General features: G+C 65.9%; 25 protein-coding genes, 2 pseudogenes and 2 riboswitches. Of the genes and pseudogenes, 15 read left to right on the forward strand and 12 right to left on the reverse strand.

Going from position 1 to position 21,873, the window contains the following annotated elements; genetic code table 11:
- Positions 1-17 precede the first annotated feature (17 nt).
- Both N687_RS0115415 and N687_RS24025 read right to left on the reverse strand, forming a co-directional pair.
- Entirely contained in the window at positions 18-215 is a 198-nt protein-coding gene (locus tag N687_RS0115415) for a hypothetical protein (protein WP_197029296.1), read from the reverse strand.
- A complete protein-coding gene (locus N687_RS24025) occupies positions 212-487 on the reverse strand; it encodes a hypothetical protein (RefSeq protein WP_156040172.1) in 276 nt (91 codons plus the stop codon). The genes N687_RS0115415 and N687_RS24025 overlap by 4 nt, the downstream gene beginning before the upstream one ends.
- Positions 488-668: 181 nt before the next feature.
- Positions 669-734, forward strand: a riboswitch (Fluoride riboswitch).
- A gap of 45 nt (positions 735-779) precedes the next feature.
- On the opposite strand from N687_RS24025, the gene N687_RS0115420 reads away from it, so the two are divergent.
- The 3 genes and pseudogenes from N687_RS0115420 to N687_RS25565 all read left to right on the forward strand — a co-directional run.
- Positions 780-1,421, forward strand: coding sequence for a hypothetical protein (locus N687_RS0115420; RefSeq protein WP_029422709.1), 642 nt, complete (start codon positions 780-782; stop codon positions 1,419-1,421).
- Between the two features lie 330 nt (positions 1,422-1,751).
- A complete protein-coding gene (locus N687_RS22415; protein ID WP_051663318.1) occupies positions 1,752-1,958 on the forward strand; it encodes a hypothetical protein in 207 nt (68 codons plus the stop codon).
- Between the two features lie 238 nt (positions 1,959-2,196).
- Positions 2,197-2,376 (forward strand): annotated as a pseudogene (locus N687_RS25565) (hypothetical protein); the annotation flags it as partial.
- A gap of 130 nt (positions 2,377-2,506) precedes the next feature.
- Here the strand turns inward: N687_RS25565 and N687_RS0115430 are convergent.
- Entirely contained in the window at positions 2,507-3,343 is an 837-nt protein-coding gene (locus N687_RS0115430) for an SGNH/GDSL hydrolase family protein (protein ID WP_051663319.1), read from the reverse strand.
- Positions 3,344-3,564: 221 nt separating this feature from the next.
- Between N687_RS0115430 and N687_RS0115435 the strand changes: the two genes are divergently transcribed.
- From N687_RS0115435 to N687_RS24885, 11 genes are all read left to right on the forward strand, one after another.
- Positions 3,565-4,746 carry an acyltransferase gene (locus N687_RS0115435; RefSeq protein ID WP_051663320.1) on the forward strand — a complete coding sequence of 394 codons (1,182 nt, stop codon included), beginning with the start codon at positions 3,565-3,567 and terminating at the stop codon, positions 4,744-4,746.
- A gap of 83 nt (positions 4,747-4,829) precedes the next feature.
- On the forward strand, positions 4,830-6,239 hold the full coding sequence (locus N687_RS0115440; protein WP_029422712.1) for an MFS transporter: 1,410 nt from the start codon (positions 4,830-4,832) through the stop codon (positions 6,237-6,239).
- 35 nt (positions 6,240-6,274) lie between these two features.
- Complete coding sequence (locus tag N687_RS0115445; protein WP_029422713.1) at positions 6,275-7,786, forward strand: AMP-binding protein; 1,512 nt, start codon at positions 6,275-6,277, stop codon at positions 7,784-7,786.
- Between the two features lie 441 nt (positions 7,787-8,227).
- Positions 8,228-8,405: riboswitch (cobalamin riboswitch) on the forward strand.
- Between the two features lie 157 nt (positions 8,406-8,562).
- Entirely contained in the window at positions 8,563-9,417 is an 855-nt protein-coding gene (locus N687_RS22420; protein ID WP_029422714.1) for a DUF4430 domain-containing protein, read from the forward strand.
- On the forward strand, positions 9,414-10,259 hold the full coding sequence (locus N687_RS21355) for an energy-coupling factor transporter transmembrane component T (RefSeq protein ID WP_035462396.1): 846 nt from the start codon (positions 9,414-9,416) through the stop codon (positions 10,257-10,259). The genes N687_RS22420 and N687_RS21355 overlap by 4 nt, the downstream gene beginning before the upstream one ends.
- Positions 10,252-12,042: an ABC transporter ATP-binding protein gene (locus N687_RS0115460; RefSeq protein WP_051663322.1), complete on the forward strand. Its 1,791-nt coding sequence runs from the start codon at positions 10,252-10,254 to the stop codon at positions 12,040-12,042. The genes N687_RS21355 and N687_RS0115460 overlap by 8 nt, the downstream gene beginning before the upstream one ends.
- Entirely contained in the window at positions 12,030-12,821 is a 792-nt protein-coding gene (locus tag N687_RS0115465; RefSeq protein ID WP_156040173.1) for an ECF transporter S component, read from the forward strand. The genes N687_RS0115460 and N687_RS0115465 overlap by 13 nt, the downstream gene beginning before the upstream one ends.
- Before the next feature lie 2 nt (positions 12,822-12,823).
- On the forward strand, positions 12,824-14,146 hold the full coding sequence (locus N687_RS22425; RefSeq protein ID WP_197029297.1) for a prenyltransferase/squalene oxidase repeat-containing protein: 1,323 nt from the start codon (positions 12,824-12,826) through the stop codon (positions 14,144-14,146).
- Positions 14,147-14,276: 130 nt separating this feature from the next.
- Positions 14,277-14,765: a hypothetical protein gene (locus tag N687_RS0115475; protein ID WP_029422718.1), complete on the forward strand. Its 489-nt coding sequence runs from the start codon at positions 14,277-14,279 to the stop codon at positions 14,763-14,765.
- Between the two features lie 64 nt (positions 14,766-14,829).
- Positions 14,830-15,747, forward strand: a complete 918-nt coding sequence (rbsK, locus tag N687_RS0115480) for a ribokinase (protein WP_029422719.1) — start codon at positions 14,830-14,832, stop codon at positions 15,745-15,747.
- A 355-nt stretch (positions 15,748-16,102) separates the two neighbouring features.
- Complete coding sequence (locus N687_RS24885) at positions 16,103-16,294, forward strand: hypothetical protein (RefSeq protein WP_231493500.1); 192 nt, start codon at positions 16,103-16,105, stop codon at positions 16,292-16,294.
- Here the strand turns inward: N687_RS24885 and N687_RS25570 are convergent.
- Positions 16,210-16,401: pseudogene (locus tag N687_RS25570) on the reverse strand (hypothetical protein); the annotation flags it as partial. The gene N687_RS24885 and the pseudogene N687_RS25570 overlap by 85 nt on opposite strands.
- Here N687_RS25570 and N687_RS24890 point away from each other — a divergent pair.
- Positions 16,315-16,662, forward strand: coding sequence for a hypothetical protein (locus N687_RS24890; protein WP_231493501.1), 348 nt, complete (start codon positions 16,315-16,317; stop codon positions 16,660-16,662). The pseudogene N687_RS25570 and the gene N687_RS24890 overlap by 87 nt on opposite strands.
- A gap of 256 nt (positions 16,663-16,918) precedes the next feature.
- On the opposite strand, the gene N687_RS0115490 is transcribed toward N687_RS24890, so the two are convergent.
- From N687_RS0115490 to N687_RS0115525, 8 genes are all read right to left on the reverse strand, one after another.
- Complete coding sequence (locus N687_RS0115490) at positions 16,919-17,248, reverse strand: winged helix-turn-helix transcriptional regulator (protein WP_029422721.1); 330 nt, start codon at positions 17,246-17,248, stop codon at positions 16,919-16,921.
- A gap of 108 nt (positions 17,249-17,356) precedes the next feature.
- Entirely contained in the window at positions 17,357-18,622 is a 1,266-nt protein-coding gene (locus N687_RS0115495) for an MFS transporter (RefSeq protein ID WP_029422722.1), read from the reverse strand.
- Between the two features lie 114 nt (positions 18,623-18,736).
- The gene (locus tag N687_RS0115500; RefSeq protein ID WP_029422723.1) at positions 18,737-19,195 is read right to left on the reverse strand and encodes a DUF420 domain-containing protein; all 459 of its coding nucleotides are present in this window, start codon (positions 19,193-19,195) and stop codon (positions 18,737-18,739) included.
- A gap of 100 nt (positions 19,196-19,295) precedes the next feature.
- Complete coding sequence (locus N687_RS0115505) at positions 19,296-19,718, reverse strand: CoA-binding protein (RefSeq protein ID WP_029422724.1); 423 nt, start codon at positions 19,716-19,718, stop codon at positions 19,296-19,298.
- 90 nt (positions 19,719-19,808) lie between these two features.
- Positions 19,809-20,336 (reverse strand): hypothetical protein, encoded by a 528-nt coding sequence (locus N687_RS0115510; RefSeq protein WP_029422725.1) that lies wholly within the window; start codon positions 20,334-20,336, stop codon positions 19,809-19,811.
- 65 nt (positions 20,337-20,401) lie between these two features.
- On the reverse strand, positions 20,402-21,058 hold the full coding sequence (locus N687_RS21365) for a hypothetical protein (protein WP_035462400.1): 657 nt from the start codon (positions 21,056-21,058) through the stop codon (positions 20,402-20,404).
- Between the two features lie 13 nt (positions 21,059-21,071).
- A complete protein-coding gene (locus N687_RS0115520; RefSeq protein WP_029422726.1) occupies positions 21,072-21,596 on the reverse strand; it encodes a hypothetical protein in 525 nt (174 codons plus the stop codon).
- Positions 21,597-21,654: 58 nt separating this feature from the next.
- Positions 21,655-21,855 carry a DUF3130 family protein gene (locus N687_RS0115525; RefSeq protein WP_029422727.1) on the reverse strand — a complete coding sequence of 67 codons (201 nt, stop codon included), beginning with the start codon at positions 21,853-21,855 and terminating at the stop codon, positions 21,655-21,657.
- Positions 21,856-21,873: the final 18 nt, after the last annotated feature.

A 21,873-nucleotide genomic window follows, 5' to 3' on the forward strand; every position in this document is an offset into this window, starting at 1 on the left:
CCGCGGCCTGATTAGGGTTAGACAATCTGGTGCATCCCGACGCCGACCAACATCAGACCAGCGGTGATCCCGCCGTAGTCGCCAAGCAGGCGGGACAGCCAAGAACGGGCGGCAATATTGCCGATCCACAGGGCGAGGTACCCCCATACCCCGATGCTCACCGTGACCAGCCAGGCCGGCAGCGTCGTGGTCAGGATCGCCCCGACGCTGCTCACAAGGTTGATCGAGGAAAGGGCGAACCCGAGCACGATGCCATCCCTCCAACACGGTACCGGCCTCGTGTATACCTGCATCGCTGGGGTTTGCGCAACGCCTGCAAGAGCAGGATGTACCATCCCAGTCCGCATAGCACGATGCAGGCTGCAATCTGGGCTGCCACCGGCGGGACCAGGTGATTGATCAGGCTCCCCGCCACTGTGCCAATCCATGCGAACAACAGTCCGATCACGTTGATCACCACGGCAGACTCGCCCAGGTGTGCATACACCCTCACCCTCCATCGATTATCCCCGTAGCGCATGCATGGGGTGGCTATCATCATCAAATGGGACCCGGGCGTGTCTATGCGATGGACAAGAGGCCATGGCTCATTCCACATTATGCGAACGGCCCTGTCCGTACGTGTTTCCGTTATACCTGTCCAACGCGCACATACAATTAAGTGAAACAACCGAATCGGCGATGGAGCTCGCCATAACCGTCTGCATGGACAGACCGATGGCTCCTACCGTATAGCGTGTAAACGTGACGGTAGGGGCCGTTGTTGTTGGAGGTGCCCGATGACCAGTCAAATTTTCGGGCTATCACTGGTAAGCGTGGTGTTAGCAATCGACAATGCGCTCCTGGCCGGTATGGTCCTGCCCTGGACGTCGAGGGAACACAAAACCAAGATCATTACGGTGGTCGGGATCATACTGGGGATGTCGCAGATAGTACTTGCGATTGGTGTCGGCCAGTTGCTCACAAATCTACTGTTCCGTGTCTTGGCTATTCTGATTCTGGTCTGGATGTCGATTCGCACCATAGCCTTCGTCCCGCCGTCCTTACGGTGCGGTGGGGCGCTGGCCGTGGTGTGGCGGGTGTTCGTGTACACTGTGTTCGGCAATCTTGACAACATGATCCGGTTGGGGTCCGAGTTGAGGGGACAGTATTTGTGGTTGGTGTTTTTCTCGACCGCAACGATCCCGCTGTTCATTGTCGTCGCTATATTCTTATCCGACCAGTGCGAGAAACACCACTGGATCCTGGTTGTCGGCTCGACGATGATGGCGTGGGCGGCGGCCGGGTTAATTGCACATACACCGGGCTGGCGGATGGCCGACCAGTACGTCTCGTTTCCGATTGAACAGATCCTCATCTGCGTCGCAATCGTGGGTGCAGGGTACGTCTTGAGGATACTGTACAAACGGACAACGATGTAACGGCCTCACAATGGAACATATTGATTTCAATTTAGAGACGGGCGCAGCTAGTGCAACACGCATCCAAGCCTCGACGTCGGGTGGGAAACGCGTTACTCAATGTCGTTTAGGAAGCCTATGTGCGTTAGTCATCTATCGTCCATTCCTCCCACGTCATCTCCGGATCCGGCCCTTTCGGCTACAGCTCCACATGCTCACCCTGAGCACTCGCACGAAATAAACCTCTGATGAGCCTTAAGAGATCCGCAGTCACAGGTCAAATGGGAGGTTCCATCATCTCCCAATTGGTAAAACCCCGTAGTACTGCCACGATCAACATAGGTGAGACCTATGCTGTTTACCCCGATCAATCCGATGTTTGCGACCATGCACAAGGAAGCGTGCGAGCCCAAATGGGACGGTTGGCGGATCCTGTTGTACAAGCAGGGAGACAGCGTTGAGGCTTTCACGCGCAACGGCCGGATCGTCACAGACCGATTCCCGGAACTCCGCGAGGTGGCTGCCGCCATTCGTGCACACTCGGCCATTCTAAACTGATGAAGGCATCTGCCTCCGTGACGGCCGGAGTGTGTTCGATGACTTCCAAACCACGTCGCATCCAGGAGGCGACACAAACGCACCCTGTGACGTTTGTCGCGTTCGATGTGCTTTACACCCGGAGCCATATGAGCGAGCCGTTGCATGAGCGCAAGGAGCGGCTGTTTGAGCTTGTACGGTCGTCAAATGTTCTTACTCCAACAATGTTTGTTGAAGGTTATCCAATTCTTGGACTGACCGGGTGTACGGGATGGGAGAGAACCGGCGGTGGACCGTCGTGTTAGGGCGATGGAAATACTGGCCCGAAAACTCGATCCTGCAGTACCAAACGCACATCAACACCTTGCAGAAGAACCTTAGCAATCACGTACTAATGCATAACATCGTGGTATTGAGCGGTCGCTCCGAGTTGGCCTGAAAAAGGCGAACATCAAAGACGTCAATGTTAGAAAATACCACGTGAAGCATATCCAGAGAGAGTTTAGGTGTTCTTCGGCATGATTGCCGGACTTACTTGGAGTGGTTACGTGCCCCCACACGTGCCCAATTCAACCACCCCCGGCCGGTGCCACCGGCCACACCTTTGCCAAATCGCCAGCCAACAGCTGGCCCGCGAGGACGTGCCCGGCGGTATTTGGGTGCCACCCGTCCGACTTGTATATGTCGATCGTCTGATGATGGTCCGCCAGGTACTGCTTCATCTGTCCGAACAGGTCCACTACATACACGTTCGGGCTGTGGAAACTCTCCGCCACCTCGACCTCGTTCTGGATGTACTCAGGTTCGGAATTCCGATATTGCGTGTACGACGCTACCGATACCGGCGGTGTTACCACCGTCACGACTCGGTGTTGGCGCAAGGCCAGGTCGATCTCGCTGCGAACCTGGCTCCTCAGTGTGCACAGCGGGGTCTTGTGCGAGATGTCATTAAGCAGTCCCCAGGCAATCATAACCACCTGCGGCTGCACAGATTGCAACAGTCCCGGGTAGGCGTCCGCGAGCTTGCCCGGGCCGTAGCCCACCTTGGATTCATTCACAAAGTAAATCGGCACCTTCGACTGAGCGGACAACGCCTGCATCGCCCGCGCCAAGTAGCCAGGCCCGTCGTCGTGCCAGCCGTAGGCCGCCGAGCCGCCGACCGCCATCACCGTGATCGGCCGGCCTGAGACCAGGACCGGGATGCGCATCTCACGGCCCGCCAACCCTCCGGTCATCCGCTCGATCCAGTCCTGCGTCAGGGCAGCACGGGTGTCCGGGCAGCGAGATTGCCACCACCACCAACTGCCCGCAGTCCCCGCAACCGCGAGTCCTACCAGGCCCACGACAGCTGCATGTCGACCCAGGCGCAACCCCATGTGTGACCCCGTCAGGCTCCCCGTCCCCATCCCCCACAGCCGCCTCCTCACACGCTTGCCCGTACGTGGCACTCGCCGTCCCGTCCACATCCGAATCACCTCATTCCAACCAGAACCAGGAAATTATTCCCCGTTCAAGCTGAATTCAATTTTCGTGGGATAGGCTAGTCATGTCAATCGTTGCCGGGTGAGACCTCGGGACGACCGGCCAACCAGGCTCACCGAACGTTCGGCGGGAAGGGTGATCCAGCATGGGCGGGAAGCGTCACCTGTACGAGATTGATCTGATGCGCGCTATCATCATCCTCGGTGTGGTGTGCGTGCACGTCATTTCGTTCTTCAACACCTTCGAAACGCCCCTGTCGGTGCGCAATCTGGCGCTGGATGCCGCCATGAGCGTCCTGCACTTCACCCGCGAGGCGTTTTTGTTCATCACCGGGTTGGTGTTGTTCGTCAACTACTACCGGCGGCCGTTCTCCGCCAAGTCGTTTTGGAAGAAGCGGTTCACCTTGATTGTTATACCGTACCTGTTTTGGAATGCCGCCTATGTCCTGTACACCGGTACCTACTTTCAGAACTTCGACTGGTCACCGGTTGGACTGTTGCGCACGTACGGGAAGGCCGTCCTGACCGGCGACGAGTATTTCATGTACTTCCTCGTCATCTCCATGCAGCTGTACCTCGTGTTCCCGCTTCTCATCGACGGCCTGCGCCGGTGGCGGCGCGGACACGTGGCGGTGCTTGCGGCGAGCTTCGGGCTTCAACTCGCCTTGATGGCCATCAACAAGCTGTACCTACAGCCCCTCGATCCCGCCCAAGTCCCCGCCTGGATCCGCTGGCTGTTCGTCTACCGGGACCGTTTCCTGCTGACATACCAGTTCTGGTTCGTCGCCGGGGCGCTGCTCGCCATTCACTACGAGCAGGTCAAGTCGTTCGTTCTGCGCCACCCCCGCTGGCTGTACACCGCCTTGGCCGCCGGGCTCGCGGTGCTCGTTGGCCACTACCTCATCGACCGGCTGTGGCTCGGTGAGCCGGAGGAGACCGCGGTGATGGTTTTGCAGCCCATCATGGTCCCGTACAGCCTGTTGGTGACGATCACGCTGTGGTACCTCGGCCTGCGCTGGGCAATGGTGCGCAAAGAGGCGCGTGTTCGCCGATTGACGCAGGCGGTGACATTCTTCGGCGGCGCCTCCTTCGGGGTGTTCCTGATTCACCCGTTTGCCCTGCACGTCATGGACGACGCCGTCGCGACGCTGCAAGCTTCCCCGTCCGTGCGGCTGTGGCTGCTGCCGGCCGGGATTCTGTTCGTGTACCTGACCTCGGCGGGGATTGCATACGCCATCGGCCGCGTGCCCTGGCTCGGGTACGTCGTCGGCAAAAAGACGAAGCCCGTCCGGAGTGCGGCCGGATCGCTCTCGCATGTGGCGCGATGATGCCCGAGCCGCGGCAGGCCAACGGCAGGCTGTCTGTGTGACACGGTTCGATACAACCCATTTCCTTGAAGGAGGCGGTGGAGATGAGCAGCCACTCTGCGCAAGACGCCAACCTGTTGGCCCGCTTGGAGCGCATCCCGTTGACGAAAACCGTGATCGGCATTGTGGCACTGTTGTCGTTCGTGTGGTTGGCGGAGGCGTTTGACGTCGGGATAGTCGGGCCGGTGATGACGACGTTGGAGAAGTCTTGGGGATTGGACGATGGGCAGGCCGGGTTGCTCGGTGCGGCGTCAACACTGGGCATTGTGCTCGGTATGATCCCCTCTGGCATCCTGGCGGACCGGGTCGGACGGCGCAAGGTGATTCTGTGGGGAATGATGTCGTTCTCCGTACTCACCATGCTCGGCGCGCTGGTGCACGGGTTCGCCGGCCTGTTCGCGGTGCGCGTGTTGGCCGGCCTCGGCGAGGGCGCCGTGCTGCCGATGCCCTACACCTATCTCTCGGAGTTTGTGCAGACGAAGCGGCGGGCGCTGAGCGTCGGCATCTCCAACGGCATCCTCACCGCAGCCTACATGGTGCCCAATCTTGTCTCCGTGTGGGCGCTGCATCACTTTTCGTCCGATCTTGCTTGGCGGGTCCCGTTCCTGATGGGCGGCCTCCCGCTCTTGCTGTTGATTCCACTGTATCTGTGGCTGCCGGAATCCCCGCGCTTCCTGCTGCGCCAGGGGCGCGGGCGAGAAGTCGAAGCGCTGGTGTGGAAGTTGGAGAATGAGGCCGGGCTACCGCACGACGCCACGGTGCGCGACGACGCCGCTGCCGCCCTGATGCGGGCCGTTCGCCCCCCCAACCGGGCCGCACTGCGGTTGTTGCTACGCAACCCCTACCTTAGCCGTAGCCTGATGGTGATGGCGCAGTTGACCGGTGCACTCATCCTCTTCTACGTACTGCAGGTATTCGGTCCGACCCTGTTCGTATCGCAGGGGCTGCCCGCTGACAGCGCAATCACCTATACCGGACTGATGATGGGTATCGCCGGCGTAGGCTCCGTATGCCAAGGCTGGTTGGCGGAACGTTTCGGCCGCAAGCCCGTACTCGGCACGTACGTAGCGCTGGCGAGCATCGGCTGCATCCTGTTCGCCGTGTCGTCCGGCGCCTGGGTGACGGCCGCTGCCGGATTGCTGACCTCGTTCTTCGGCCTCGGCGTGTTCCCGGTCTCGAAGCTGGTGGTCTCGGAACAGTATCCGACCGTCCTGCGCGGAGAGGGCGTATACCTTGCCGAGATGTGCGCGCGCGTTCTGTCCGGCGGCGTGACTCTCTACTTCATCCCGTACCTGGTCGATGCCCACAGCGCACGGTGGCTGTTCCTCTGCATCGGCATTGCACTCGCCATGCTGGCCGGTCCGTTCCTCCTGTGGGGCCGCGAGACCGCGCACATGAGCATCGAGGAGGCCGGCGCGCACGTCTCTTGGGCGGAGGTGCGGGCGAAAGCGTGATCGACGCCTCGCGAAAACAAAAGGAGGTCGGAGGCATGTCCCATTTGACGAATCGCTTGATAGATTTGGCCGGTGAACCGGCGCGGATACGGATCTGGTTTGAGGAACAAGCCTGTACTGGCAGACAGTTGTGGCAGGACGCCGCGTCCGTTGCCCGGCGGTTGCATGAGGCCGGGGTGCGCCCAGGCCAACGGGTGGTCGTGATGCTGTCCAACTCGTACACGTTTGCTGCGGTGTATATCGCGCTGCTTTGCATGGGGGCGGTTGTCTGTCCGCTTCATCCCGAACTCTCCCAGCAGGAGGCGGACACCGCCATCGGCCGCAGCGGTGCGTCGGCGGCCATCGCCGGCCCGGACTGTCCCGTCCGGTTCTCGATCCCGCTTGTTCGCCTGCCCCTCTCCGGCCCGTTGCCTGACCCGGCCGGCAATAACTACCGGCGTGCGGTTGCGGATCCGTCGCTCGTCTCCGCCGCGTGCCGCTGGGACCCGCTGGTGTCCGATGTACCCGAGGACGCTCCGGCCGTGCTCATGTACACCTCCGGCACAACCGGCACGCCGAAGGGCGTGCTGCTCACCCACGGACAGCTGTGGGCTGCGGCCAACAACGTGATCGCCAGCCATCGTTTGTCTCCGGACGATGTCGCGTACTGCATCCTACCGCTGTTTCACATCAATGCTCAGGTGATTGTCCTCTTGTCGACGCTCCTCTCCGGCGGCCAACTGGTGATGGCGCGCCGTTTCAGCGCGTCACGTTTCTGGGACGATATCGCGCGTTTTGGCGTCACCTGGGTGTCGGCGGTGCCGACGGTTCTCAACATCCTGCTGAGACGAGAGGGGCCTGATGCAACCCCCAGCCGGCTGCGCTTCGTTCGGTCCGCTTCCGCCCCGCTCGCGGTTGCGCACTGGCAGGCGTTTGAACGGCGCTTCCGGGTACCGGTGGTGGAGTCGTACGGGATGACCGAGGCGGCCGGCCAGATCTGTACCAATCCGCTGCCCCCGGAGCAGCGTAAGCCGGGATCGGTAGGCCTACCCGTAGGGATCGATTTGCGCATCTGTGACGACGCAGGCCGCCCCCTCCCACCGGGGCGGACGGGGGAGATCCAGATCCGGGGATCCAGCGTGATCGAACGGTACGAGAGCGGCGGCACGGACAGCTTCGCAGACGGGTGGCTGCGCACAGGCGACCTCGGCTTTCAGGACGACGACGGGTACGTGTACATCACAGGGCGGCGCAAGGAACTCATCAACCGGGCGGGCGAGAAGTTCAGCCCCCGTGAGGTGGAGGAGGTGCTGCTTCGGCACCCGGGGGTACACGCCGCGGCGGTGATTGGGGTACCTGATGAGCTGTACAACGAGCGCGTGGTGGCGTTCGTCGAGGCGGTGCCCGGCACGGGCACGGCGGAAGTGGAGCGGGAGCTGCAGGCGATGTGCGAGAGTGCGCTGGTGCGCTTCAAGTGCCCGGCCCAGTACGTCTGGTCCACGAACCTGCCGCGCGGGGCGAACGGCAAGATCCGGCGTCAATTGCTCCAGCGTATGATGGGCGACTGAACAAGCGCGAGCTGCCCGCCTACATAATTGTGCACACCGCCCATTACCGTGCCCAGTGCGATGGTTTCCGTACTCAAGGAACAGACCGAGGCTGTCACGGCGTAATCACAAGGAATTCGTCCCTGTGTGGGACAGTTGAAAACCGACTATGTAGCCCTGAGCGGCCTGTTCCCATGCACCGTCTGTGATGGGGCTGGGTTTCTATACCCTTTTTAAGATCTTGGCGTCCCAATATTTTCAGGATAGGTGGTCCGGATCCGGACAGAATCGTCAACGCCCTCGCGTACCCGTACCACTCCCGTTCCAGGGCCCTCGCCCCTCGGTCGCTGAGCACGCGCTTGTGACGGATTGCCTGCCGGGCTTTCCCTGGCGTATACTTTCCCTGTCAAGCCTTGCACCAGGGCGGAGACAGATGGTTCCGTCCTTGGCAGATACGGACAATTGAATCCAACAGGCTGCGGTCTCGCATTGCGAGTGAAATGGGAATCCGGTGAAAGTCCGGAACAGCCCCCGCTACTGTAAGTGACTACGAACTCTCAGGGCCACTGCCGCAAGGTGGGAAGGCGAGACAGTAGGCATGTCACGAGTCAGGAGACCAGCCGCAGCCTGTGATGCCACCCGCTTCGGAGGGAAGCCGGGGGCAGGGCGGAACGCACCGTCCACAACGCACATCGTCAAGGCTCCCTCCGCGGGAGCCTTTTCCATGTTCACGCGTGAAATGCGGCGGGTGTACGTGGACGCCAGGCGGGGCACCGGTGCGGAAGGAGATGAGGACGTTGCGGCATTGGGCGTGGCGTGGGGGAATTCTCGGCATGGCGGCGGTCGCCGTCCTCTACGGGGCGACGCACGCGCATCGGCCAGCCGGTGTGGACGCGGGGCTGGCCGCGGCCGCAGGGGCCGGAAATGCGGCGGCCGCCGTGAATGGGGCCGCGGGAGGTGGCGCGGGGGAAGCGAGCGCCGCGGGATCGACCGCTTCCGGCACCGGGGCGGGGGCCGTGCTGGAGCGGAAGAATGCCGCCTCTCCGGGATCTGCGGCCGCGGCCTCAACGGCGGAAGCCAAACCGGCCGGCGGGCGGAGCGATTCGGCTGGTGGCGAGGCAGGTCCGGCAGGCGGTCCGGGCGCTGCGGGCCTGTCCCAGGCCGGGGAGACTGCCGCCCAGACTGCTACTGGGACCAGTGGAAGCGGCAATGGTGGCCATTCCACCCGTGGCGCCGGGAGAGAAAGTGGGAGCGGCAGGGCCGCATCTTCTCCGGCGCACACGTCCCAACCGGCCCCGGCGCAGCCGGCGAAACCGGGCGCGGGAGAGTTCACCATCGTCGTCAGCGAGGACAATGGGGCCACCGTGATCGCCAAAAAGACGGTGCCCGTCGTGACGGGGGAGTCGCTCATGGACTACATGCATCAATATTTCACCATCGCCACCGCGTACGGGGATAACTTCATGGTGTCCATCAACGGCATCCGATCCCAATGGACCGGCGTCCCGGTCAACCAACGGCAGCCGGTGGACTGGTTTCTCTACGTGAACGGCCAGCAGGCCCAGGTGGGGGCGGCCGACATCTACCCGCACGCGGGCGACGTGGACACCTGGGACTACCATCGCTGGGACCCAGCGAAGGTGCAGGGATGAGGCGCGCGCGCTGGCGGCCGCGCCCGCACCCGGCGGCGATGGGGCTGTGCGCGTTGGCGTGGGGGGTGGTGGTCTACCGCACGGCTTCGTGGGAGGTGCTCCTGGCGATTCTGGTGGCGGCCATGGCCGTACATCACCGAATGGCCCGCGGGCCGGGGTCCGGCTCGGGGATGGGGGCGGTGTGGTGGGCGTTCCCCTTCCTGGTCCTGTACATGGCCATCGGCAGTCTGTTCGGAACGGTGGCGGGGACGGTCTGGTGGCGGGGCCCTCACATCCCCGGGCTCGGCACGCTGCTGATCACCCCCGGCAGCCTGGAGGACGCCGTTCGGCGCGGGCTGCGGCTGTGGAACTTGCTCCTGTGGATGGCGTGGTTCGGGCGCGTGGTGCGGCCGGACGACATCACCTGCTGGCTGGGGCGCCGGTTCGGCCGCGCTGGGCTGACGGTGCAGATGGTCGTCGGGTTCGTGCCGCAGCTGTTGCGCGAGCGGGATCGCGTGGCGGAGCTGCTCCGTCTGCGCGCGGGGGCGCTGTCGAGTGGCGGGCTGCGCGAACGCGTACGGATGCTGGCGGTGGTCTACCAGACCCTGCTGATGAATGGGCTCGAGCGCGCCTGGACGCTGGCGGAGTCGATGTACGCGCGGGGGTACGGGGCGCCGGGGCGCACCGCCTACCGGCCGCCGCGCTGGCGCGGCCAGGACGCGCTCCTGGCGGGGGTGAGCGCGCTCGCCGCCCTCATGGCGCTCCTGCCTCTCGCCGGAGGGCCGGCGCGATGGACGGAGGTGCTCGCCGCGGCGCTGGCGCTGGCGGCGGGGGCGTGGACGGGGGGGAGACAGGGTGCTTGAGGTCCAGGTGGAAGGGCTCAGCTACACCTACCCGGGCGCGCAGGCGCCCGCTCTCCAGGACGTGTCCCTCACCGTTCCGCCCGGGACGTGGCTGCTGTTGCACGGGGACACCGGGTCAGGCAAGTCGACCTTGCTCAAGTGCCTGTCGGGGGCCTGTCCCGCGTTCTACGGCGGGACCATGGCCGGACGGGTGCGCATCGGCGGCCTCTCGCCGCAGGAGATGTCCGCCGCCGACCGGGTTCAGCGCATCGGTGTGGTGTACCAGGACCCGGAGGCGCAGCAGGTGCACGCCACCGTTGCGCGCGAGGTCGCGTTCACCCTGGAGAATCTCGGCGTGCCGCCGCAAGAGATGGGCTGGCGCGTCGCCGAAGCGCTGGCGATGGTCGGCCTGTCGGACCGGGCCGGCGATCCCGTCGCCTCGCTGTCCGGGGGCCTGCGCCAGCGCGTGGCGCTGGCGGCCGCTTTGGTGCACCAACCCGGCGTGCTGTTGTTGGACGAGCCGGCGTCGCAGATCGATCCGGTCGCGGCCGAGGAACTCTGGGACGTTCTCCGCCGCCTGCGGGACGACTTCGGTCTGACCCTCGTCATGAGCGAGCACCGCGTGGACCGGCTGTACGGCTGGGTGGACCAGGTCGCGGTCCTTTCCCAGGGCCGGCTGGTGCAGTTGGGGCCGCCGCGGGAGGTGGCAGCCTGGCTGCGCGAGGTACACCCCGCCAACGCTCCGGTGCTGGCGCGTCTGTGGCCTGCGTCCGAGGTGCCGGCCCTGACCGTCCGCGAGGTGCGCCAGCGGATCCGCCAGGGGCTGCGCGCGGACGGCGGGGAGGGACTGCGCGCGCCCAGCGGAGAGGGACCGCAGTGCCGCGGCGGGGAGGGCGTCGCCGCGGACGGCGCGGATGACGACTTCGGGCGCCGCAGGAGGCCTCCCGCCGGAGAGGCCGAGGCGAGCGCGGGACGCGATACCGAGGGTGACATCGCCATCGGCGTCGAACGGGCGGTGCTCCTCTATCCGCCCTCGGACGTGCGGGCCCTCGACGAGTGCACGGCTGGGCTGGTGCGCGGTCGGGTGACCGCGCTCATCGGCCCCAACGGCGCAGGCAAGTCGACCTTGCTTCGGGTGTGGGCGGGCCTGCAGCCCCTGGCCGGGGGCCGACTCACCGGGGCGCTCCGGGGTGCCGACCCGCCGGGCCGGCGGGCGGGGAGCCGCTTCCGCACGGGGGCGGCCAAGGCGGAGAGCGCGCCGCCCTCGCGCGTGGCCTTCCTCCCGCAGAATCCGAACGATCTCCTGAGCCAGGAGACCGTCGAGGAGGAGCTGGGGCTGTCGCTCCGCCTTCAGGGGGCCGGCGAGGCGCGCACTCGGGAGGTCGTGGCGGAGGTCGCGCGGGCCTTCGGGATCGATCCGCTGCTTCCCCGCCATCCGCGGGATCTGTCGGGCGGGGAGCGGATGCGCGTTGCGCTGGCCGCCCTGGCTGTGGCGGAACCTGAGTTGCTGCTGCTCGACGAGCCGACGCGCGGGCTGGATCCGGCGCAGAAGCAGGCCCTAGGCCGCTGGCTGCGGGCGAGCGGCCGGACGGTGGCGGTGGCAACGCATGACCTGGAGTTCGTCGCCGAGTTCGCCGACCGGGTGCTGTTCGTCGATCAGGGCCAGGTGGTGTTGTCCGGCACCCCGGGTGAGGTGTTCGGACAGGCCCTCTGGTTCGCCCCCGTGCTGGCCCGCGCCTTGCGCGGCGTGGCACCTGGGATCCTGTGTCTGGCCGACGCCGTGGCGGCCGGGTGGGCGCGGTGAGGGGGCGCGCAAAACCGCCCGTGGGGACCGTGCCCGCCGGACCGGTTCCGGGCGGCGGCCCTTCGGCGGCTCGAGCGCGGCGCGCGTTGGCCGTGATCGCCTGCTTGGCGGCGCTCGCCGTGGTGCTCGCGGGCGCCTGGCTCGGCTGGCCGTGGTACGCCACCGCCGCGGGGGCGCTGCTGCTCGGCGCCTATGCCGCCCTCGAGCTATATGAGGCGTACGCGTCCGATCCGAAGTCCATCGCTTTTGTCGCCACCCTGGCCGCTCTGGCATCGGTGGGGCGGGCGGCGATGCAGGGCATCCCCGGGGTACAGCCAGCAACCTTCCTGATCCTGGCCAGCGGGTTCTCCCTTGGCCCCGTCACCGGGGCGGCGGTGGGGGCGTTCACCGCCATCGGATCGAACGTGTTCCTGGGGGAGGGCGGCTGGACCCCGTGGCAGATGGCCGCCTGGGGAATGGCGGGGGCGTCCGCGGGCTGGCTGCGCCGCCTGTGGCCGCGCCTGACCTGGCGGGCGTTGATCCCGTTCGGGTTCGCGTGGGGGTATCTGTTCGGTTGGGTCATGAACACCTGGTCTCTTCTCGGGGGCGGCCGCCCGACCTGGACGGCGTATCTCGCCCTGTGCGCCGCCAGCATCTGGTTCGATACCCTGCACGCGTTGGCGAATGCGGCCTTCGCAGCGGCCGCGGGCCGGCCGACCTTGTCGGTCTTGGAACGGTTTCGCCGCCGGCTTCCGCAGCCGGCGAGTCCATATACGTCATCCATGGGAGAGGAGCGATGATCATGAAACGCATCACCCAGGCGGCTGCGGCCGCTCTCGTCACCGTATGCACCGGCGTGCCGGCGGCCCTGGCCGCCACGCCGGCGTCCATTCCATCCGCATCCGGCACGTCATCGGCGGTCTCCGCCGCCTCCACCTCCACCTCGCAGGGCAACCCGTCGTCGGCAGTGCATCCGGAGACGGCGGCGCCCTCCGCCCAGAGCACGGCTGCGTCCGCCAGCCAGTGGATGTGGCAGAAGCAGGCGACGAAGATGCCCGACTGGACGGCGATCGCGACCTTTGCGGCGACCGGGAAGCGGCAGGTCAATGCCGCGCTCGACGCGGAGGCATCGGGGCTCTCCACCAGCACAGACGCCGCCCGATTCATCCTCGGGGCGTTGGCCGCCGGGGAGGATCCGCACCAGACGAAGTCGGGCGATGTGGTCGCGAAGCTGGCCCGCGCTCAGCTCACCTCCGGCCAGGACGCCGGGAAGTTCGCCGACAACCTGGACAGGACGGGGACCGACCTCATCAACGCCCAGGCGTGGGCCATCATCGCCCTGGAAGACGCGGGCGGCGCCTCGTACAACCGCGCCGCGGCCGCTCAGTGGTTGTTGGCGCACCAAAACGACGATGGCGGGTTCGGGTACTCGTCGCAGTACAGCAGCAGCGACGCGGATGACACGGCCAGCGCCCTGGTGGCGCTGTCGTTGCTCGGCTACACTGCGGACAACCCGGCGGTGGCCAAGGCGATCGCGTTTCTCAAAACCCAACAGGCGGACGACGGCGGTTTCGTAAACGGTGGCAAGACCAGCAACGCGGACTCCACCGGCGTCGTGGTGGACGCGCTGGAGAGCCTCGGGATCGATCCGCAGTCCTGGGCCAAGCCGGGCGGGACGCCATTGAGCGCACTGCTGTCCTTCTACGACTCGGCCAGCGGCGGCTTCCGGTACGACAACACGGGCGGCGCGTACTCGGGGGTGAGCGGTTACTCGACGCGCGACGCGCTGATCGGCCTCGGCGCCCTTCAGAGCGGCCGCTCGGTGTACCAGCGTCTCCACTGGCAGCACTTCACTTGGCTGAACAGCTACTGGGCGGGGATTTACCGGGCCGGGGGCGCCTGGGATCACGGCCAGTGGAAATCGTGGGCGCAGCTGCGGGCGATGGCCGTGGCGGGATCGTACGTGTGGATGCTGACGCCCGATTGGCAGGCTGTGGTGAAGGCCCACGGCAAATGGGTGGTCTCGGGCGGCCACAAGGTCTGGGTGCCGTGGGGCGAGCAGCTGGCCGAGCAGGCCCTGCGGGACAGCTTCGGCCTCGACACCGTACATCTGAACCTGTTGTGAGGCGCGCCCCGACGGCGGTGGTGGATTCGTTGCGGCCTCGCTGCGCGTGACCAGCGGCCGCCGGGCATCGCCGGGTTTTGGCGGAGATTGGGCACACTACCTGTGACCGACATCAGACAGGAGGGAGCCCATGCCAAGACCACTGTGGCTGTGCCTGGCGGCCTGCGTGCTGTTGGCGGCCTGTACACCGCTGTACGGCGGGCGCCGCGCCGGGGCGTTGTCGGAGGCGCCGTCCGCCTCGGTGCAGGAGGTGCTGCCGCGTTCCATCGCTGGGGCGCCGGAGACACTGTCCGTGACGCCGCAATCCCTGCCGCCGGTCATCATGGCGTACCGCACTGGCCGGCTGGTGCACATCCTGTCGCGCCAGCGCTGGCACGGCCGGACGGTGGACATCTACTATCTGCCGTCCGACAACGTGGTGCACCGGGGGGATCACCTGGAGCTGCGATCGGCCCGCAACGTCCAGCGGATCGCCCGGGCCGAAGTTCGCCCGGACGGGTCGTGGGAGGCCCGCTGGGATACGGGATCGTACACGATTCCGCGCCATCACCCGTTTTACCTGTTGGCGCGCGACGACGCCGGGGAGGCGGGGATCGTCCAGATCAATCCGTTCAACTAGCGTGGTACACTGGTGCCACACGGCCGCGCTCCGTGGGAGGCGCGGCGACTGGAGGCCGATGGTTGTGACGAAGGTGCTCGTTGCGGGCAGCGTCAATATGGACATCGTCAACGCGGTGCACCGGCACCCGAGGCCGGGGGAGACGGTGCACGGCTTGGGGACCCGCTACATCCCGGGCGGAAAAGGGGCGAACCAGGCGGTGGCGGCCGCCCGGGCGGGGGCGTCGGTGACCTTCGTCGGGGCGGTGGGGAGCGACGCCTTCGGCGGCCCGCTGCGGGAGGCCCTCGTTCATGCGGGCGTGGATGTCTCGAAGGTCGGGACCAAGCCGGGCTCGTCCGGGTTGGCCTTCATCACGGTCGCCGAGTCGGGGGAGAACACCATCATCCTCTCGGCGGGGGCCAACGGCGAGGTGACGCCCGAGGACGTGGACGCCGCTGCGGACGCCCTGGCCGCCTGCGACGTGGTGCTGCTGCAGAACGAGGTGCCGTGGGAGACCACCGTGCACGCCATGCGGCGGGCGCGAAACCTGGGCCGCCAGGTCTACCTCAATCTGGCGCCCGCCCGGCCGCTGTCCGACGAGGAGCTGCGGCTGGTCGACGTGCTCGTCGTCAACGAGACCGAGGCGGAAGCGGTCAGCGGCGTCCCCGTGGAATCGCCGGATGACGCCATTGAGGCGGGCCGCCGGTTGGTGGCCCGCGGGGCGGAGGCGGTCCTGGTGACGCTCGGGGCCAAGGGTTCGGTCTGGGTCGATCCCGCGGGCGACCCCATCCTCACGCCCGCATTCGCGGTTCAGCCCGTGGACACGACCGCTGCGGGCGACACCTTCGTCGGGGCGTTCGCCGCGGTGCGCGGCGCCGGGATGCCGGTGCACGAGGCACTGCGCTTCGCTTCCGCGGCGGCCGCTCTCAAGGTCACGCGGCCCGGGGCCCAGACCGGCATCCCCGAGCGGGCCGATATCGAGGCATTCCTCAAGATGCACTGAATCGGGGACCCTGGCATTACTGCACGTGGACGAGGGTGCCGTAGTGCATGTAGCGCCAGGCCACTGCGGCTTTGTCAACGGGGAGCTCCACGCAGCCGAGGCTCTGCGGCGTGCCGTAGGAGGCGCGGACAAAACCATGGACCGCCTCTCCCCGTAAAAGTAGTTGACGTAGGGGACACCCGGATCGGAGTAATGTTCACCCCACGGCGTGACCCCGCTCATCGTCTGGCTGCGGTAGCGCAGATAGACGGGGAAGGTCCCGTGCACGGTCGGGCTCTGGGCGATCCCCGCATTGGCGGGGGAGGTCAGGACCGTCTTCCCGTTCCACCACACGGTCAGCGTCTGGGGAACGCGTGTGTTGACCACGACGAACGTGTACCCGAATGGGTTGTGGCGTTGGGCGAGGGCGTCCTGCATCAGCGCGTTCCAGGTCAGGGGTCCGACCACCCCGTCGGTGTCGAGGCCTTTCGCCTCTTGGAACGTCATCACGGCGCCCTGCACCAGGGTGTTGAACGACGATTCGGCCCAGAGCGCGGTCAGCGCCTGAGGCGTGTTGGGGTAGGCTGGTTGCCAACGGCCCTTCGGCGGGCTTTGCACGGCCCGGTACTCATCGTCGAGCGTCTGTGGCTCCTGTCCGTCCGGCACCCAGCGCATGGGCAGATAGCCGAGCTCACCCAGCAACTGCTGCAACCGTTCGACCGCCGGGCCCTGGCTCCCCGCCTGCAGGAGCGGCAGAGCAGCGGAGGGTCCCGGTTTCGGGGGCGGATCGGCCGGTTTTGGCGTTCCTCCGTCCGAGTTGCCGGTGTCGACGCTGCCCCCGTTGCCCGTGCTGGTCCGGTTGTCCGACGCGCTGTTGTCCTGTCCGGGCGCGGGGAACTCTCGCTCGTCTGGCGTGGAATTCGCGAGCGGTTTTAGGGTTGAGGGCGGAGCGGTCCCCCACGGGGCGCACGCGTTCACACACAGGGCCGCTGCCACAAGGAGCATCATCACGAAGGATCGCACGAAGGACCGCATGGTGTTCGCCCTCTTCCGTCGGCGGGTCTGCGGTGCCGCAGCGGGCACCCAGCCCCCGGATGTCAGACATTGCTACAGTATTATGCGGACGGAAGAGGTATGTGTGTACGAGGATGGGCAGATTGGAAGAGAGGGGAGAAAATGGGGCGCAGGAGGGTCAGTCCGGCTTTTGGCCGGGATCCAGCCACGTGTCGGCCCAGCGCTGGACCTCGTCCATCACCGGCCCCAACCCCTTGCCTTTCTCGGTCAACTCGTATTCGATGCGGACGGGCGTCTCCGGATACACCTTGCGCACCAGAATGCCCGCCGCCTCCAGCTCCTTGAACCGCTCCGCCAACATGCGATCGCTCATGTTGGGGATCATCTCGGAGATGTCTTTAAACCGCTTCGGACCGCTCATCAGCGCGCGGATGATGAGGCCTGTCCAACGCTTTCCGAGCAGTTCGAAGGCAGATTCAAACTTGGGGCACATCTGATGAAACGCCATGGGGCTTCACTCCTTACTTACAGTGTAACACAGCCGCTTCACTGAAGTAAGTATGCCCCATCGCGGTGAGCCGCACATTCATGGGAGGGGGGCTCGGGCGCGATCGGCTCAAGGCGCGGGGCCCGCCTCCATGGGCCTGGCGACGAGCAGCTGCCGGCGCAGCCCGGGGGACCAGAGGGGGGCTGCAGCGCACAGGGCGGCGCACAGGCCGAGGATCAGAATCAAGGGGCCGGGCGCAACGGCCAGCCCGACCGCGCCGAACACCAACTGGCCCAACGGAACCACGGCGTTGAACACGGCCGCGACCATGCCCCACACCGCCGCCAGGGATTCCGACGGAATGACCTGTTGAATGCTGGTGAAAAACGTGATGTTCACCATGCTCATGCAGAACCCGCCGATGCCGAACAGGGCGCAGATGACCGGGACGTTGGGGGCGATCCCGGTGAGCCCGACGCACAGACCGGTGACGAGCATGTTGAAGACCAGCAGCCTCTGTACGGGGAAGCGTCTGGTGACGGACGTGACGAGGAGGCTGCCTGCCAGCTCACCCACGGCCATCGTGGCGTTCACCGCGCCCACCGCCGCTGACCCCTGGTGCAGGGTGTTGGCGATGTACTGCACCAGCAGCAGGTTTTCGACCGCGATCACGAAGAAGGTGTACGACAGGAGCACTGGCGTCAGCAGGCGGACGAGCGGGAACCGGGCGGCGATGCGTACCCCCTGGGCGATGTCGCGCACCAAGTTCAGCCCGGTCAGGGGCTTGCGTTCGAGCGCCGGTTCCGACACGCGGATGAGCAGCATCGCGGTGATGGCACACAGGAAGCTGACCGCGTCGATGGCGAACGCGGCGGCCGCGCCGAGCACGCCGATGAGGGTGCCGCCGGCGGCGTAGCCGATGATCTGCGTGATGTTGAGCGCCGTCTGGTTGACGGAATTGGCCTGCATGAGCTGATGCTCGCGCACAATCTGTTTCTGCACCACGACGTAGGCGGGAGTGGCGAAGGTGCTGGCAGTCGCCAACAGGAGGTTGGCCGCGACGAGCATCCACGGTGCGGCGTGGTGCGCTGCAGTGGCTGAGGTCAGAGCCGTAAGCAACAGAAATCGCAGCACGTCGGTGCGGATCATCACGCGGCGTTTGTGCCAACGGTTCACCAACACGCCGGAGACGGGAGCGATCACCACGTGCGGGATGAATCCCGCCGCAAGGACCACGGACATCCAGAGCGATGAATTGGTCAACTCGTGCATCAGCCAGACGATGGCGATGGTGAACATGCTGTCGCCGAGGCGGGAGACCGCCTGACCCGCGAAAAACAGGGAAAAATCACGATTTTGGAATACGGCAGGAATCCAGCCCAGTTGTCGGTCCACGGAGGTCAACGCTCCTCGCCATACAAATTCACCTTTTCCTCTCATTTCGACAAAGGGCGGGAAATTCCTGTTTCTCCAAGCGTGGAACTGGAAGCGAAACCTGGATTTGATGGATCAATGCCCGATCCAAGCGCGGAAAAGATCGGTCGTCGGACCTGGCGGAAAGATGATGTACAGCAACAGGAACACCATCAGGCCGCTGGCGGCCGTGATGAACCAGATCGAGGCGGTCCAAGGGCCGATCCGCCTGTGAAAGGAGAAGTTCTCGCGGAACGCGGCGCGGAGGGTGATGATGCCGAGGATGGCGGCGACGGTGGCCAGCACGGAGTGCACCTGCAGGAACACCTGGTACGGGAGGCGCCAGCGCTCTGGTCCGCCGAAGGCGGTGTCGCCGATGAGGATGGTCTTCGCCACGTAGGTCACGAAAAACAGCGCCGCCAGCACCACGCCCGCCAACATCAAGCGGCGGTGCGCCTCGACGCGGCGGCGCCGGATCTGGAACCAACCGAGGGCCATCGCGACGGCGCTGGCCAGGATGCATGCCTCGTTGAAGTAAGGCAGAAACAGTTGCACGCGGGACGGCTCCTTCCGTGCGGGACATGTTCACCAGCATTCTAGCAGGAGCCGCGGTCTCAGGCAAACACAAAGAGAAGGGCCGGCCGCTCGGATTCGGTCACATCTGCTGGTGTGACAACAGGCGTTGGTGTTCCGTCTTGAAGCAGCGGTGCGAGATCACCTGCAGGCCGGCCTGGCGCGCCTTGGCTTCGGCCTCCGGGCTCTCCACGCCCGGCTGCAGCCAGACGGCTTTCGCTCCCTTGGCGATGGCGTCGTCGACGATCTTCGGCGCTTGGTCGCCGTGCGTGAAGACGTTGACGATGTCCACCGGCTCCGGGATCTCCTGCACGGTCCGCACTGCCTTATGGCCCAGCACGGAGTCCACGTTGGGATTGACCGGGATCACCTTGTATCCCTGCGACTGTTGGTACATCGCCACCTGATAGCTCGGACGGCTGGGATCGTCGATCAGCCCGACGGAGGCGATGAGGCGGGAGTTGGCCATGAGATCGGCCAGCGTCTGATCGGGTATCGTGCTCACCGGTACCTCTCCTTTGCCCGGACATTGTGGACAGCCGCCAAAGGCCATCCGTCGGGGCTAGTATGCGCTGGCCCAAGACCGCCTAGTCTCTCACGGCAGCGCCTTCAAGGCGGCAAATTTGCTGTTCAACCGGTGGAGCTGGTCCACCGTCTGGCCGGTCATCCCGTTCATCTGTGCCACCGCGTCCGCCTCCTGGCGGGCCTGGCCGGCCGCCGCGCCGGTGGCATCCCGCAGCCCGGTGGTCAGCGGCGCCAGTTGTTGCAGGTGTTGGCCCACCTGGCCGGTGGCGGCGTTCAAGCGGTCGAGATCCTGGATGATCCGCTGTTCCGTCCGGCCGATGGTGGCCAGGTGCCCGTTCATGGACTGCAAATGGGCCGCCGTCTGCTCCTGCGCCGTCTCGATGCCTGACAGGTTCTCCGTCAGCTTTGTGAGCGGCGCGAGCTCGGCGCTGGTCTCCTGAACGATCCCGGAGGTCTTCCCAACCGACTCCCCGATGCGGGCCATGGCCTGATTCAACTGCGTCTGGATGGCCGCCTGCTGCGTGAGGCTGTATCCGAACGCGCCCGCGCCCGCCAGGCCCAGGCCCCAGAGCAGTCCCTGTATCCAAAACGTTCGCATCCGCGTCCCACCTCCATGGGTTCCCTCCGCCCCGCGGTCAGGGCGGGGCGCTCAGGGCAGGTTGTTCAAGGCAGGGCGTTCAACACCGATCCGACCGCGCTTCGCACCGCGCCTGTCACGCCGCCGAGTCCCGACTGTGGCCCTGAAACCCCGATGGGCAGCAACTGCTGCAACTGGCCGAACAGCCGGAACTCCTGCTGGGCTGAGGCCAGCTCCCGAAGCAGGGCGTCCAGCTGTCCGTTGAGCGCCGCAGAGGAGTTGGACGCATCCCGGAGGGCGGCCTCCAGGCTCATCATCCCGGAGGCGTTGTCGGACACGGCCGGCGCCATCGCCTGGGCGGTCCCGGCCACCTGGTGGGTCAGCGCTTGCGTCTGCCGCTGCCGCTCGAGGATGTCCCGCATCCACGACACGCCCTGCGCGGTCAGATCCGCTTGGGTGGCTAGGGCCGCTTCCAGAGACTGTCCGGTCTGCTGCAGGATCTGTTCCTGCCGATCCAACTGTTGCAGTTGTAGCGCGACCGATTGCACCCCGGAAGACAGAGTCTTGGTGTTCTGATACACCTGCTGGGTCGACTGCGCCAATTGTGCCACCTGTTTGAGCGGCGCGGCGGCCGCGGACAGACCCCGGACCGCACCCGGCTGGGCGGCCAGCCCAATCAGTGCCATCGCGGCGGCCACCGCCGCGACGGCTGCGGCCGGTTTGGACAGTGCGAGTCTTTGCATGCGCTTCACCTCCTCACGGGATGAGGGCCGTCTTTTGGTTCATGTCCGCCAGGTCGCGGTTGATCTGCGTCTGGTCCGCCACCATCGCCTGCAGATACCGAACCACGTCCTGATTCACCCCTTGGATGGCCTGCACTTGGTTCAGCAGCGCCTGGGCAGTGGCGATGGCCTGTTGCACCTGGGCGTCCGATCCGGTGGTCGATCCCGCCAGCGCAGACACATCCTGTTCAATCCCTCCCACTGTGGCGGCGAGGGTGGCGAGTCCCTGATCCATGTGGGCGGTGGTCCGTTCCATCTGGACCAGCACCGACCGCATGGACTGGGTGGTGTCCGCGAGATCGGACAGGCCGGACACGCTCGTCTTCATCTGCCCGCTCTGGCCCTCCGCGCGCGCCACCTGCGCCTGCAACTGCGCCGACTTCGCGGCCATGTCCCGCTGCAGCCCCACCTGGATCAACCCGCCCGCGCCTAGGCCGGCCAGGCAGGCGACGACCAGCACCTTCGGCGTGGACAGGACACGAAGGATGTCGGGTTTCACGGTGCACGCTCCCCCTTTCTCGAAAAACCGGCCTTTCCGCAGCCGCTTGACGGCTCCGTCACCGCAACAGCCCCGGGATCTTGGCGTCCATCTCGTGCACCTGCTGGCGCATGTCCGCGAGATTCGCGGCGTCCGACTGGACCACGCGGTGGAGCGCGTCCACGTTCGAACCCAAACCCGCGAGCGCGTCCTGGAGCTGGCCGAGCGCCTTGGCGATGTCCGCCAGGGTCTCTTGTCCTGAGCGACCGGCGCCGGCCAACTGGTCGTTGATGCTGCG

This window comes from Alicyclobacillus macrosporangiidus CPP55, from assembly GCF_000702485.1.
Classification (GTDB): Bacteria; Bacillota; Bacilli; order Alicyclobacillales; family Alicyclobacillaceae; genus Alicyclobacillus_H; species Alicyclobacillus_H macrosporangiidus_B.

Bases quoted from the DNA above. Each gene is read 5' to 3' on its own strand.
- N687_RS22425 (WP_197029297.1), top strand. From the start codon at position 12,824: ATGAAACGCATCACCCAGGCGGCTGCGGCCGCTCTCGTCACCGTATGC.
- N687_RS0115475 (WP_029422718.1), top strand. From the start codon at position 14,277: ATGCCAAGACCACTGTGGCTGTGCCTGGCGGCCTGCGTGCTGTTGGCG.
- N687_RS0115510 (WP_029422725.1), bottom strand. From the start codon at position 20,336: ATGCGAACGTTTTGGATACAGGGACTGCTCTGGGGCCTGGGCCTGGCG.
- N687_RS0115440 (WP_029422712.1), top strand. From the start codon at position 4,830: ATGAGCAGCCACTCTGCGCAAGACGCCAACCTGTTGGCCCGCTTGGAG.
- N687_RS0115490 (WP_029422721.1), bottom strand. From the start codon at position 17,248: ATGGCGTTTCATCAGATGTGCCCCAAGTTTGAATCTGCCTTCGAACTG.
- N687_RS22415 (WP_051663318.1), top strand. From the start codon at position 1,752: ATGCTGTTTACCCCGATCAATCCGATGTTTGCGACCATGCACAAGGAA.
- N687_RS0115430 (WP_051663319.1), bottom strand. From the start codon at position 3,343: ATGGGGACGGGGAGCCTGACGGGGTCACACATGGGGTTGCGCCTGGGT.
- N687_RS0115435 (WP_051663320.1), top strand. From the start codon at position 3,565: ATGGGCGGGAAGCGTCACCTGTACGAGATTGATCTGATGCGCGCTATC.
- N687_RS21365 (WP_035462400.1), bottom strand. From the start codon at position 21,058: ATGCAAAGACTCGCACTGTCCAAACCGGCCGCAGCCGTCGCGGCGGTG.
- N687_RS0115420 (WP_029422709.1), top strand. From the start codon at position 780: ATGACCAGTCAAATTTTCGGGCTATCACTGGTAAGCGTGGTGTTAGCA.
- N687_RS0115445 (WP_029422713.1), top strand. From the start codon at position 6,275: ATGTCCCATTTGACGAATCGCTTGATAGATTTGGCCGGTGAACCGGCG.
- N687_RS21355 (WP_035462396.1), top strand. From the start codon at position 9,414: ATGAGGCGCGCGCGCTGGCGGCCGCGCCCGCACCCGGCGGCGATGGGG.